The sequence below is a fragment of the Nocardioides aquiterrae genome (assembly GCF_039526625.1).
Lineage (GTDB): Bacteria > Actinomycetota > Actinomycetes > Propionibacteriales > Nocardioidaceae > Nocardioides > Nocardioides aquiterrae.
In genome coordinates this window covers 46,102-59,289 of the sequence record NZ_BAAAJE010000015.1, presented here as the reverse complement: position 1 = coordinate 59,289, position 13,188 = coordinate 46,102, and the positions used below count along the sequence as shown (strand labels likewise).

The 13,188-nt window shown below is 75.9% G+C and carries 10 protein-coding genes; 5 read left to right on the top strand and 5 right to left on the bottom strand.

Features of this window, described 5'->3' with window-relative positions; genetic code table 11:
- Positions 1–3: 3 nt before the first annotated feature.
- Both ABD086_RS14515 and ABD086_RS14510 read left to right on the top strand, forming a co-directional pair.
- The gene (locus ABD086_RS14515; RefSeq protein ID WP_343908279.1) at positions 4–993 is read left to right on the top strand and encodes a thiamine pyrophosphate-dependent enzyme; all 990 of its coding nucleotides are present in this window, start codon (positions 4–6) and stop codon (positions 991–993) included.
- A 14-nt stretch (positions 994–1,007) separates the two neighbouring features.
- Entirely contained in the window at positions 1,008–2,642 is a 1,635-nt protein-coding gene (locus ABD086_RS14510; RefSeq protein ID WP_343908278.1) for an NAD(P)-binding protein, read from the top strand.
- A 309-nt stretch (positions 2,643–2,951) separates the two neighbouring features.
- Here ABD086_RS14510 and ABD086_RS14505 read toward each other — a convergent pair whose 3' ends face one another.
- Positions 2,952–3,158 carry a DUF1918 domain-containing protein gene (locus tag ABD086_RS14505; protein ID WP_343908277.1) on the bottom strand — a complete coding sequence of 69 codons (207 nt, stop codon included), beginning with the start codon at positions 3,156–3,158 and terminating at the stop codon, positions 2,952–2,954.
- 46 nt (positions 3,159–3,204) lie between these two features.
- Positions 3,205–3,765: a hypothetical protein gene (locus ABD086_RS14500; protein ID WP_343908276.1), complete on the bottom strand. Its 561-nt coding sequence runs from the start codon at positions 3,763–3,765 to the stop codon at positions 3,205–3,207.
- Between the two features lie 107 nt (positions 3,766–3,872).
- Between ABD086_RS14500 and ABD086_RS14495 the strand changes: the two genes are divergently transcribed.
- On the top strand, positions 3,873–6,542 hold the full coding sequence (locus ABD086_RS14495) for a cation-translocating P-type ATPase (protein ID WP_343908275.1): 2,670 nt from the start codon (positions 3,873–3,875) through the stop codon (positions 6,540–6,542).
- 60 nt (positions 6,543–6,602) lie between these two features.
- Here the strand turns inward: ABD086_RS14495 and ABD086_RS14490 are convergent, their stop codons facing one another.
- From ABD086_RS14490 to ABD086_RS14480, 3 genes are all read right to left on the bottom strand, one after another.
- Positions 6,603–7,010 (bottom strand): Hsp20/alpha crystallin family protein, encoded by a 408-nt coding sequence (locus tag ABD086_RS14490; protein WP_343908274.1) that lies wholly within the window; start codon positions 7,008–7,010, stop codon positions 6,603–6,605.
- A 113-nt stretch (positions 7,011–7,123) separates the two neighbouring features.
- Positions 7,124–9,772, bottom strand: a complete 2,649-nt coding sequence (locus tag ABD086_RS14485; protein WP_343908273.1) for a bifunctional acetate--CoA ligase family protein/GNAT family N-acetyltransferase — start codon at positions 9,770–9,772, stop codon at positions 7,124–7,126.
- Positions 9,769–10,791, bottom strand: a complete 1,023-nt coding sequence (locus tag ABD086_RS14480; protein ID WP_343908272.1) for a zinc-dependent alcohol dehydrogenase family protein — start codon at positions 10,789–10,791, stop codon at positions 9,769–9,771. The genes ABD086_RS14485 and ABD086_RS14480 overlap by 4 nt, the downstream gene beginning before the upstream one ends.
- A 106-nt stretch (positions 10,792–10,897) precedes the next feature.
- Between ABD086_RS14480 and ABD086_RS14475 the strand changes: the two genes are divergently transcribed.
- Both ABD086_RS14475 and ABD086_RS14470 read left to right on the top strand, forming a co-directional pair.
- Entirely contained in the window at positions 10,898–12,277 is a 1,380-nt protein-coding gene (locus ABD086_RS14475) for an MBL fold metallo-hydrolase RNA specificity domain-containing protein (RefSeq protein WP_343908271.1), read from the top strand.
- A gap of 17 nt (positions 12,278–12,294) precedes the next feature.
- The gene (locus ABD086_RS14470) at positions 12,295–13,173 is read left to right on the top strand and encodes a universal stress protein (RefSeq protein ID WP_343908270.1); all 879 of its coding nucleotides are present in this window, start codon (positions 12,295–12,297) and stop codon (positions 13,171–13,173) included.
- Positions 13,174–13,188: the final 15 nt, after the last annotated feature.

The window sequence follows — 13,188 nt, the reverse complement described above, 5'->3', positions numbered from 1 at the left end:
GCCGTGCAGGAGACCAGGCTCTACCAGATCGGGACCTTCGCGGCGGGCAACCGCCTGCTCGACCCCGACGACAACTCCGTGCAGTCGCACGCCGACCGGACCAACGCGATCACCAGCGGGCACCGGGCCTGCCGCGGGTGTGGAGAGGCACTCGGTGCGCGCTTCGTCCTCGACGCCGCGATGCGGGCGGCCGGCGGCGACCTCGTGACCGTCAACGCCACCGGGTGCCTGGAGGTGTTCTCCACGCCGTACCCGGAGTCGTCGTGGCAGGTCGCCTGGCTGCACTCGCTGTTCGGCAACGCGCCGGCGGTGGCGGCCGGGGCGGCGGCCGGGCTCCGGGCGCGCGGGCGCGCCACCCGGGTCGTCGGGCAGGCGGGCGACGGCGGCACCGTGGACATCGGTTTCGCCTGCCTGTCCGGCATGTTCGAGCGCAACGACGACGTCCTCTTCGTCTGCTACGACAACCAGGGCTACATGAACACCGGCGTGCAGCGGTCCGGCGCGACCCCGCCGGCGGCCCGCACCGCGACCACGTCGGCGCTGGGCGAGCGGCCGGGCAACCCCTTCGGGATGGGCAAGTCCGCCCCGCTCATCGCGATGGCGCACGACATCCCGTACGTGGCCACGGCGACCGTCGCCGACCTGCGCGACCTCGAGCGCAAGGTGACCCGGGCGATGGGCATGCACGGCGCCCGCTACCTGCACGTGCTCGTCCCCTGCCCGCTGGGCTGGGCCGCCGAGGCGCACGACACCGTCCGGCTCGCGCGGCTCGCCACCGAGTCCGGGCTGTTCCCGCTGTTCGAGGCCGAGCACGGCGAGGTGACGGCGTCCACCCCGATCCGGCACCGGGTGCCCGTCGAGGAGTACCTGCGCCTGCAGGGCCGGTTCGCCCACCTCTTCGGGGACCCGCCCCGGCCCGACCTGGTCGCCCGCATCCAGGCCGGCGCGGACCGCAACATCGCCAGGTTCGGGCTGCTGCCCGACCCGACCTGACCCGAGGAGCCGAGATGGAGCACCCGTTCGCGATCACCCTGGACGTCGGCAGCAGCCGCGCCAACCACACCGGCAGCTGGCGCACCGAGCGCCCCGTGTACGTGACCCTGGACCCGCCGTGCGCGGGCGGCTGCCCCGCCGGCGAGGACGTCCGGGAGTGGCTGCGCGAGGCCGAGGACGGCGGCGCCGGGTACGAACGCGCCTGGCGCCGGATCATGGAGACCAACCCGTTCCCGGCCGTCATGGGCCGGATCTGCTACCACCCGTGCGAGACCGCCTGCAACCGCGCGACGCTGGACGAGGCGGTCGGCATCAACTCCGTCGAGCGGTTCCTGGGCGACGAGGGCATCCGCGCCGGCTGGACGGTCGGCGTCGACGCCGCACCCACCGGCCACCGCGTGCTCGTCGTCGGCTCGGGGCCGGCCGGCCTGTCCGCGGCGTACCACCTGGTCCGCCGGGGCCACGCCGTCACGATCGTGGAGGCGGCGCCGAAGCCGGGCGGGATGATGCGCTACGGCATCCCGGCGTACCGGCTCCCCCGGGACGTGCTGGACGCCGAGATCGACCGGCTGCTGGCACTCGGCGTCGAGCTCCGGGTGGGCACGCCCGTGACCGACCTCGAGCAGCTCGTCGCCGACGGCGGGTACGACGCGGCGTTCCTCGCCGTGGGCGCCCAGCTCGGGCGGCGCACCTACCTGCCCGCGGGCTCGGCCGCTCGCGTCGTCGACGCGGTCCAGCTGCTGCACGGCATCGAGGAGGGCGAGCGACCGCTGCTCGGCCGCCGGGTCGCGGTGTACGGCGGCGGCAACACCGCCATGGACGCCGCGCGCACCGCGCGCCGGCTGGGCGCCGAGGACGCGGTCGTGGTCTACCGCCGCACCCGGGACCGGATGCCCGCCCACCCGAGCGAGGTCAGCGAGGCGGAGGCCGAGGGCATCCGGTTCACCTGGCTGTCGACGATCACCGAGGTCGACGCCGGCGGGCTGTCGATCGAGCGGATGGAGCTCGACGAGACCGGCTTCCCCCGTCCGACCGGCGAGGTGGAGCGGCTCGAGGCGGACTCGCTGGTGCTCGCGCTCGGCCAGGAGGCCGACCTGGCGTTCCTCGAGAACGTGCCCGGGCTGGAGTTCCGCGACGGCGTGCTCGCCGTGGACGAGAACCTGATGACCGGCCGGGCCGGGCTCTTCGCGGGCGGCGACATGGTGCCCGACGTGCGGTCGGCGACGGTCGCCATCGGCCACGGCCGGCGCGTCGCGGCCTCGATCGACGCCTGGCTGCGCCGGGGCTCGCCGGCCGCGGCTGCCGAGCCCGGCGAGGCGACGTACGAGCGCCTGCACACCTGGTACTACACCGACGCGCCGCGCGCCCACCGGCCGGTGCTGGAGGCCGCGCGCCGGGCGTCGACATTCGACGAGGTGGTGCAGGGGCTGGACGCGGAGACCGTGCTGTACGAGGCGCGCCGCTGCCTGTCGTGCGGCACCTGCTTCTCCTGCGACAACTGCTTCGGCATGTGCCCGGACAACGCCGTGATCAAGACCGGCGACGCGGACCCGCCGTACGTGATCGACCTGGACTACTGCAAGGGCTGCGGCATCTGCGCCGCCGAGTGCCCGGCCGGCGCGATCTCGATGGTGCCGGAGGAGATCTGAGGCGGTCGGCGGCGGGGAGTTTCGGGTCGTGTGCCTGTGAACGCGCCATGGCGCGTTGTGAGGCACACGACCCGTTCAGCGTGCCGGTCAGCCGGCGCCAGGCACGCGGATTGGTCACCAACCGCAGGTTTCAGGGCCGAACTCATGCGGTTGGTGACCAATCCGCGCATCCCCGGCTGCCGGGGACCCGGGTCGAGCCCGCGCCTCAGCGCGCCATCGCGTCGAGCACCAGGACGGGCACCAGGACGAGCACCAGGACGAGCACCAGGACGGGGCACTCGGCCTCGTAGAGGACCGCGCGCCCGGGGTTCACGCGTCGTACTCCGGCGGGTAGGTGGGGCCGGCGTGCTCGACCTCGGCGTCGATGGGCGGGAAGACGAGGGTGTCGTGGACCGAGTCCTCCCACCGCACCCAGTACGGCGGGCGCCCGTCGTCGTGGGTGCCCGAGACGACCTCGGCCTCGCGCACGGTGTCGTCCTCGCGCACGACGATCCGGTCACCCTTGAACGCATACATCTGGTTGCTCCTCCGTGGTGGTGGTGGACTCCGTCAGCCCGGGTCCCTAGCGGTCCTGCGGCTCGCGCCAGCCGGCGCGCACGAGGACGGCGTCGAAGGCGGCCGGGTCGCGGCGCTCGATCTCGTCGAGCAGCCGCTCGCGCTCCTGGACGAGGGCGAGCACGGCCTGGACGTCGCCGCGGCGGTCGCGCAGCTCGCGGCTGGTCCGCACCCAGCGGCGCTCGAGGTCGCCGGCCTCCAGCCGGTGGACGGTCCCGGTGGACGCCACCGGCCGGCGCTGCCGCAGCTCGCGGACGGCCAGGTCGAGCAGCGGCGGGCACGTCACGCCGATCGCGATCAGCAGGAACAGCGCCCACGGCCCGAACGCGACCGGCAGGCCCAGCATGAGCACGGCGCCGATGCCGAACCACAGGGCGAGGTCGCTCATGGCGCGCCAGCGGCGCCTCGGCTCCTGGACCCACGCGAAGCTGACGACCGCACCGGTGACCGCCATGCCGGCGGCGGTGCCCAGGACGGCGATCCAGCCGATGCTGATCCCGCCCACCACGAGCGCGAGGGCGGCCAGGGCCACGACGACCCCCCGCCACACGCTTCGATATGCCCTCATACCCTCACGGTGCTCCGCGGCGCCGCCCGGACGTCAGGGCCGATGGTCTCCGCGACCCGGGACCTCCGTCCGCGGTGCGCGGACGCCCCCGGTGACACCGTGGGGACATGATGGCGGGTGGCCCCGGGCTGCTGCAGCCGCTGCCCGACGTCCTCGCCGACCTCGGTGTGACGCCGGCCGGGCTGACCTCGGACCAGGCGGCGGAGCGGCTCGCCCGGTTCGGGCCGAACGAGCTGACCGCGCACCGCGGGCCGTCGTTCCTGTCGGCGCTGGTGCGTCAGCTCGTGCACCCCCTCGCGCTCCTGCTCTGGCTCGCGGCGGGGCTGGCGCTGGCGACCGGCACCGTCGTCCTCGGGGTCGCGATCCTGCTGGTGATCGCCCTCAACGCGGCGTTCGCCCTGGCGCAGGAGCGCCACGCCGAGCACGCCGTGGCCGCCCTGAGCGCCTACCTCCCGCCGCACGCGGTGGTGCTGCGCGACGGCGGCCGGGCCGGCATCGAGGCGCGGGAGATCGTGCCGGGCGACGTGGTGCTGGTCGAGGAGGGCGACGCGATCTGCGCGGACGCGAAGCTGCTGTCCGGCGCGGTCGAGGTCGACCTGTCCGCCGTGACCGGGGAGTCGGTGCCGATCGTGCGCTCGGCTGCGTGCGCCGCCCCCGTCGAGGTCCCGACCCGCCTGGTCGACGCCTCCGACGTGCTCCTGTCCGGGACCACCTGCACCTCGGGCGAGGCGGTGGCCGTGGTCGTGGAGACCGGCATGGCCACCGAGCTCGGCCGGATCGCCGGCCTCAGCGGCCGCACCACCCAGGAGCCGAGCCCGCTCGAGCTGCAGGTACGCCGGGTGGCGTGGCTGATCGCCGCGGTCGCGGTCGGCGTCGGGCTGGCCTTCCTCCCGCTCGGCGTCGTCTCCGGGCTCAGCCTCGCGGACGCCGCGGTGTTCGCGATCGGGCTCCTGGTCGCCAACGTCCCCGAGGGGCTGCTGCCGACGATCACGCTCGCGCTCGCGGTGGGCGTCGCCGACCTGGCCCGGCGCGGCGGCCTGGTGAAGCGGCTCAGCGCCGTGGAGACGCTGGGCTCGACCGACGTGATCTGCACCGACAAGACCGGCACGCTCACCCAGAACCGGATGCAGCTGCACAGCAGCTGGGACGCGACCGCGCGGCACTCCACGGAGCCGGCGGTCCGCGCGGCGCTGGCGCGGGTGCTCGGCTCGTGCACGACCGCCGACCTGGCCTCCGGCATCGGCGACCCGACCGAGCTCGCGCTGCTGCGCGCGGCGGAGCGCCTCGACGGCATCGAGCCGCCGGTGGAGCGGCGCGAGGCGACGTACCACTTCGACCCGCGGCTGCGCCTGATGTCGGTGATCGTCCCGAACGGCGGCGGCGCGGACCTGATCCTGACCAAGGGCGCACCCGAGGCGGTCCTCGACCGGTCGCGGTCGGTGCTGCTGCCCGACGGGACCACCGGTCCGCTGACCCCCGAGGCGCGGCACCGCCTGGAGCGGCGCCTGGGAGACCTCGCCGGCCGCGGGCTGCGGCTGATCGCGTGCGCGTGGCGCGACATCCCGCCGCCCGGCGGGCAGCCCGAGCGGGCCGAGGTCGAGCGGGACCTCGTGCTGCTCGGGTTCGTCGCGCTGTCCGACCCGATCCGCGACGCCGTACCGGACGCGGTCGCGCACGCCCACGCCGCCGGCATCACCGTGCACGTGATCACCGGCGACAACGGCGCCACCGCGGCGGCGATCGCGGCGTCCGCGGGCATCGGCGGGGGCGGCCGGCCGCACGTCGTGACCGGCAGCGAGCTCGACGGGTACGACGACGAGCGGCTCGGCGCGCTGCTCGACAGCCGCACGGAGGTCGTGTTCGCGCGCAGCTCGCCCGAGGACAAGCTGCGCATCGCCACCCGGCTCCAGGCCTCCGGGCACGTGGTGGCGATGACCGGGGACGGCGTGAACGACGCCCCCGCCCTGCGCAAGGCCGACATCGGCGTGGCGATGGGCCGCAGCGGCACCGACGTGGCGCGCGAGGCGGCGACGATGGTGCTCACCGACGACAACTTCGCGACGATCATCAGCGCCGTCGAGTCCGGGCGCCGGGTCTACGACAACGTCCGCAAGTTCATCCTCTACATCTTCGCCCACGCGGTCCCGGAGATCGTGCCGTTCCTGCTGTTCGCGCTGTCCGGCGGCGCCATTCCCCTCGGCCTGACCGTGGTGCAGATCCTGATGATCGACCTGGGCACCGAGACGCTGCCCGCGCTGGCGCTCGGCCGGGAGGCCGCCGAGCCGGGGCTGATGGCCCGCCCGCCGCGCAGCCGCCGGGAGGGCATCATCACCGGCCGGATGCTGGTCCGCGCCTGGGGCGTCCTCGGCCTGACCTCCGCGGTGCTCGTGGTGCTCGGCTTCCTCGGGGTGCTCTGGTCGGCCGGGTGGCAGCCGGGCGACCCGGTGGGCGCCGGGAGCCCGCTGCACGAGACCTACCTGCGCGCGACCACGATGACGTTCGCGGGCATCGTCGCCTGCCAGGTCGGCACCGCGCTCGCGGCCCGCACCGACCGCGTCTCGCTCCTGCGCATCGGCCCGCTGACGAACCGGCTGCTGCTCGCCGGCATCGCGTTCGAGCTCGCCGTCACCGCGATCGCGATCTACCTGCCGTCCGCCCAGACCGTGCTCGGCACCCGCCCGCTGCACGCCGCCGAGCTCGCCGTGCTCGCCGGGTTCCCGTTCGTCGTGTGGGGCGTCGACGAGCTGTACCGGCTGGTGCTGCGCCGCCGGGGGTGACACGAGTACGGCCCCCGACGGACTCGCCGTCGGGGGGCCGCGCCCTCACTCGCGGTGCAGTCACTCCACCGGCAGCTCCCGGTGCGTGACCGGGATCTTGGTCGACGCCGACTCGTGCTGCGTCGGCATCGTGACGGTGAGGACACCGTTCTCGTAGTGAGCGCTGACGTCGTCCGCCGTGGTGCCCGGCGGGAGCGTGATGACGCGCTCGAACCGGCCGTACCGGATCTCGGTGTGGAAGTCGTCGTGCTCCTCCTCGCGGCGCTGGCCGCTCAGCTTGAGCAGGCCGCCCTCGACGGTGAGGTCGATGTCCTTCGCCGGGTCGACGCCGGGCAGGTCCGCGCGGACGATCCGCTTGTCGCCCTCGACCCACTCCTCGACGCGGACCTCGGGCTCCGCCCCGGTGTTCAGCCAGGCCAGCACCTCGCCGAGCAACGACTGGCCGCCGTGCCGCTGCAGGGTCTCCATCCTCTGCTCCTTCCGCCGTTCCCAGCAGTCCCTGGGTTGTTCCCTGGGATCAGCAGACCGCGGCCGGCCCCGGCGTCCCAGGGGCGAAGGTCACGGATCGGCGAGACCGGAGGTCACGGGCGGCCGCGCAGCCGCCGCGGCACGCCCGCGTCGAGCACCGGGCCCGGCGCGATCCGGACCTTGGCGTCCACCACCGTGCACCCGGCCGGCCCGACCAGGACCGGGTTGAGGTCGAGCTCGGCGATCTCGGGCACCTCCTCGGCCAGGCAGCCGAGCTGCACGACCAGGGCGACCAGCGCGTCGACGTCCGCCGCGGCCGCGCCCCGGTGGCCGGCGAGCAGCGCGGCGACCCGCAGCGACCGGACGGCGCGCGCGGCGTCGCGGGTGCCGATCGGCGGGAGCAGGAAGACCCGGTCGTCCCAGACGTCGGTGTTCACCCCGCCCGCGGCGACCATGGCCAACGGTCCCAGGACGGGGTCGCGGACCAGCCCGAGGGCGACCTCGATCCCGGTGGCGACCGGCTGCACGAGCACGGGTACGCCGTCCGCGACCGCGGCCTCGAACTCCCGGACCACCTCGTGCACGGCGTCGTCGTCGCTCACGCCGACACGCACCAGCGCCCGCTCGGTGCGGTGCACGACCGCGCCGGCGGCGACCTTCAGCACCACCGGGTAGCCGGTCGCCCGGGCGGCCTCGACCACGGCGTCGGCACCCCGCGCCACCGCCCCGACCGGAGCCAGGTCGTGCGCGCCCAGCAGCTCGACCACGCCGTCGGTGTCGAGCCAGCCGCCGTCGGGGCGGTCGGCCAGCTCCGCGAGCGCACGGGCCCGGGCCTGCTCGCCGCAGCCGCGGTCCGACGGGACCTCGGGCTCGGGCGGCTCGCTGCGCCAGGCGGCGTACCGGGCCGCGCGGCCGATCGCCCGCAACGCCGACTCGGCGGAGCCCAGGCGGGTGAGGCCGGGCAGCTCGGGGAGGCTCGGGCCGCCGTACGGCACGAGGACGACCGGCAGCTCCGGGTGGCGACGCCGGACCTCGGGCAGCGTCGCGGCGACCGCGCCCGCGTCACCGACCGCGGTCCGGACGAGCAGCACGAGCAGCGCGTCGACCTCGCCGCCGCCGAGCAGCAGGTCCGCCAGCGCCGCGAAGTGGGCGGGCTCGGCGGCCGCACCGGCGTCGACCGGGTTGCCGGTCCCGGCGGTGCCCGAGACGTACCGCGCCAGCCGGCGGCGCAGCCGCGCGGAGAGCTCCGGGACCGTCAGGCCCTGCGTCTCCGCGACGTCGGCGGCCAGCACGCCGAGCCCGCCGGCGTTCGAGAGCACACCGACCCGAAGGCCGGCCGGGAGCGGCTGCTCGGCGAGGAACAGCGCGGTCTCGGCCAGGTCCTCGGCCCCGTCGCACGCGATCACGCCGGCCTGCGCGAACAGCGCCCGGACGCCGACCCCGGGCGTCGCGGCGGCGGCCGTGTGGGACGCGCCGGCCCGGCGCCCGCCGGCCGAGTGGCCGCCCACCACGGCGAGCAGCGGCTTCACCTCGCTGAACTCCCGCGCGACGCGGGCGAACTTCCGCGCGTTGCCGAACGACTCCAGGTAGAGCGCGGCCGCGGAGACCCGGTCGTCGTCGTACCAGGCGGCGAGCAGGTCGTTGCTGGACACGTCGAGCTTGTTGCCGAGCGACACCAGGGCGAGCACGCCCAGCCCGAGCCGGCGGGCGGCGTCCTCGACGACGATGCCGACGCCCCCGGACTGGGATCCGATGGCGAGTCCCCCGGTGGGCGGCAGGACGCCGCTGAACGTCGCGTCCAGGCGTACGTCGGGGTGGTTGCTCAGCAGGCCGAGGCAGTTCGGCCCGACCAGGCGCATGCTGTGGCGGCGGGCGATGCGCAGCATCGCGTCCTCGAGCCGCGCGCCCCGCCGGCCCAGCTCGGAGAACCCCGACGACAGCACCGCCACCGCGCGGACGCCGGCCGCGGCCGCGTCCTCGAGCACCCCGACCACGGCGACGGCCGGGACCGCGACGACCAGGAGGTCCACCGGCTCGGGCAGATCCCGCACCGTGGGGACCTCGGTGCCCGGCTGGACCACCCAGGTGCGGCCGGTGAAGCCGCCCGCCTCGATCGACCGGAGCACGGCGGCCCCGGTGCCGGTCCCGTCCCGGCGGGCACCGACGACCGCGACCGACCGCGGGTACAGCAGCGGCCGCAGCGACGACGCCTCGGCCCGACGCTCCCGCTCGTCGGCGGAGCGCAGCGCCTGCCGGGAGACGCCGGTGTCCATCTCGACGTGGACGCAGCCGGCCTCGGTGTGCCGGACGATCGCGAACCCGGCGTCGGTGAGCACGTCGATCATCGGCCGGTTCTCGCTCAGGACCTCGGCCACGAACCGGTGGATGCCGCGCTCGCGCGCCGCCGCCGCCAGGTGCTCCAGCAGCAGGCTGCCCAGGCCGAGGCCGTGGCAGGCGTCGTCGACGAGGAACGACACCTCGCTGGTCGTCGGGTCCACCGGCTCGGCGGTCGCGAGCGCGACGAGGCCGCCGTCGCGCTCGGCCACGAGGACGAGCACGTCGGGCGAGCGGCCCAGGTGCTCGACGTACGCCTGGGCCGCGACCCGGCTCGCGCTGAAGAAGCGCAGCCGCAGGCTGTCCGGCCCGATCCGGTCGTGGAGCGCGGCGAGGGCCGGGGCGTCGGTGCGCCGCGCCGGCCGGATCGACGCCACCGAACCGTCGCGCAGCAGCACGTCGGCGGGCCGTCCGGTCGCGGGGGTCACGACCCGGTCCTCAGCACCGCCGAGCCGCCGAACCGCCCGGCCTCCAGGTCGGCGAGCGCCCGGTCGGCGTCCTCGAAGGCGTACGTCGTGGTGTGCGCGCGCACCCCGAGCCGCCCGGCCAGGGCGAGCAGCTCCTCGCCGTCGCGGCGGGTGTTCGACGTGACCGTGCGCAGGTCCCGCTCGAGGAACAGGTGGCGGGCGTGGTCGAGCGGCGGCACCTCCGACAGGTGGATGCCGGCGAGGGCTAGCGTCCCGCCCCGGCCCAGCGCCTCGAGGGCGACCGGGACGAGCGACCCGGCGGGCGCGAAGACGATCGCGGAGTCCAGCGGCTCGGGCGGGCGCTCCTCCGCCGTACCGACCCAAGCGGCGCCGAGCCCGCGGGCCAGCCGGCGGGCCTCCTCGCCGCGGGTCATCACGAAGACCTCCGCGCCCTGGGCGAGCGCCACCTGCGCGGTGAGGTGCGCGCTGGAGCCGAAGCCGTACAGGCCCAGCCGGCCGCCGGGCGGGAGCTGGGCGCGCACCAGCGAGCGGTAGCCGATGATGCCGGCGCACAGCAGCGGCGCCGTCGCCACGGCGTCAGCGGACTCCGGCAGCCGGTAGGCGAAGGCCTCGGGCACCACGGTGTGCTCGGCGAACCCGCCGTCGGCGTCCCACCCCGTGTACGCCGAGTCCGGGCAGAGGTTCTCGCGGCCGCTGCGGCACCAGCGGCAGCGGCCGCAGGTCCCGCGCAGCCAGGCGATGCCGACCCGGTCCCCCACCCGGAACCGGTCGGCGCCGGGCCCGCGACGCGACACCCGGCCGACGACCTGGTGGCCGGGGACGACCTCCGGGTGCCGCGGCGCCAGGTCGCCCTCCGCGAGGTGGAGGTCCGTGCGGCAGACCCCGCAGGCCTCGACCTCCACGAGCACCTCGGCCGGACCGGGCTCCGGCACGGACCGCTCGACGAGCCGCAGCGGGCCCGACGCGATCGGCCCCGGCCGACCGACGACCCAGCACCGCATCGATCGCGCGCCGTCCATGGCTCCACGCTCCCGCCGCCGCGCCTGCTCCCACAAGGTCTAAGGTCTCCGGTCCGCCGGACCATGCGCCCTGCCGGTGCGCGCGGGCGGCGACGAAAGTCGGAGCATGACGAGCCCGATGCTGTCCTTCCTCGGCGCCGCGGGCACCGTGACCGGCAGCCGGTTCGCGATCTCGACCGGCGCCGGCGTCTCGCTGGTCGACGCCGGGCTCTACCAGGGCCTGGCCGAGCTGCGCCGCCGCAACTGGGCGGCGCCCGACCTGGACCCGCACGACGTGGACGCCGTCGTCGTGACCCACGCCCACCTGGACCACTGCGGCTACCTGCCGCGACTGGTGCGCGACGGCTTCCGCGGCCCGATCCGCTGCACCCCGGAGACGGCCGAGCTGGTCGAGATCGTGCTCCGCGACAGCGCGCACCTGCAGGAGGAGGACGCCCGCATCGCCAACGAGGGCGGCTGGTCCAAGCACCGCCCGGCCCTCCCGCTGTACGGCCTCGAGGACGTCGAGCGCACGCTGCCGCTGCTCCAGCCCCTCGACTTCGACCGGTGGTTCGACCTCGTCCCGGGGACCACGGCGTCCCTGTCCCCCGCCGGCCACATCCTCGGCTCGTCCTGCGCGCTCCTCGACGTCGACGGGCGCCGCGTCGTGTTCAGCGGGGACCTCGGGCGCGGCAGCCACCCGCTGCTCCGCTCGCCCGGCCAGCGCGCCGAGGCCGACCTGGTCGTGGTCGAGTCGACGTACGGCGACCGCCGGCACCCGCCCCCGGAGCCCGAGCTCCTGGCGGGTGCGATCCGGCGTACCGTCGGCCGCGGCGGGTCGGTGCTGATCCCGGCGTTCGCGGTCGACCGCACCGAGCTGGTGCTGATCGAGCTGCACCGGCTGATGACCACCGGGCAGATCCCGCGGGTGCCGGTGCACCTGGACAGCCCGATGGCGCTGGCCGCGCTCGCGGTGTACCGGCGCGCGTTCGAGACCCACTCCTGCCAGCTGCGGGCGGGAGCGCCCGACCTGCGGACCGCGCTCGACGAGCTGCGGCTGCGCGCCGTCGCGGACGCCGCGGGGTCGATCCGCCTGAACCGGCCGGGCGAGCCGTGCATCATCGTCTCCGCCTCCGGGATGGCCACCGGCGGGCGCGTGGTCCACCACCTCGCCCACCAGCTCCCCGACCCGCGCAACTGCGTCGTGCTCACCGGCTACCAGGCCGCCGGCACCCGCGGGCGGCAGCTCCTCGACGGGGCCCGGCAGGTGAAGATGCACGGCCGCTACGTGCCGGTGCGCGCGGAGATCGTCGACGTCCCGACGTTCTCGGTGCACGCCGACGCCGAGGAGCTGCTGGCCTGGCTCACGTCGGCGCCCGCCCCGGACACGGTGTACGTCGTGCACGGCGAGCCCGACTCCTCGGCCGCGCTCGCCCGCCGGATCGACGACGAGCTCGGCTGGTGCGCCGTCGTACCGCGGCTCGGCGAGCACGTCCGCCTCGACTGACCCACCGGAGGTGCGGGATGAACGAACAGATCCAGGAGCCGCTGGTGCCCGGCGGCACCATCGTGGTCGGGGTCGACTCCCACGACACCTGGCAGGAGGCGGCCGACTGGGCCGCCGGGCAGGCCCTGCTCGACGGGCGCGGCGTCACGCTCGTGCACGTCGCGGACCCCGCCGAGGAGATGTGGCACGACCCCGCGGGCCACGACACGCGCATCGGCCTCGCCCGGACCGCCTCCGCCGCCGACCTGGTGCTCGAGCAGGCGCGGACCCGCGTCGCCGCGCGGGCGCCGCGGCTCGCCGTGCACACGGTCCTGCGCGGCGGCGGCGTGCGCGGTGCGCTCCACGAGGCCGCGCGCGACGCCCACCTGCTGGTCGTCGGCGCCCGCCGGCACCGCACGCTGTGGTCCCGGCTCTTCGGGACCGTGGGCACCGACGTCGTCCGCCGGCCGCCGTGCCCGGCCGTGGTCGTGCACACCACCAACCCGGGGCTGGTGCACCGCGGCGTGCTCGCCGGCATCGACGACACCGAGCGGTCCGCGGCGGTGCTCGACTTCGCGTTCCGGCACGCGTCGCAGCGCGCGCTGCCGCTGACCCTCCTGCACGTGGCGCCCGAGCCGACCTTCGGCCCACCCGAGGACGACCCGGAGGAGCGCCGCTACATCGCCGAGGCGGTCGCCGGGCTGCACGAGAGGTATCCGGACGTCCACGTGCAGACGGTCGTCGGCCGGGGCGACCCCGCCGCCGAGATCCTGGACGCCGGGCGGCGGATGAACCTGATCGTGCTCGGCGCCCACGAGGGCCGGTCGCTGGCGGACCTGCTGCTCGGCTCGGTCGTCTCGCCGGTCGTCGAGCAGGCGGACTGCCCGGTGGCCGTCGTGCCGCCGGTGGGCGGCTGAGCCGAGCGCACCTGG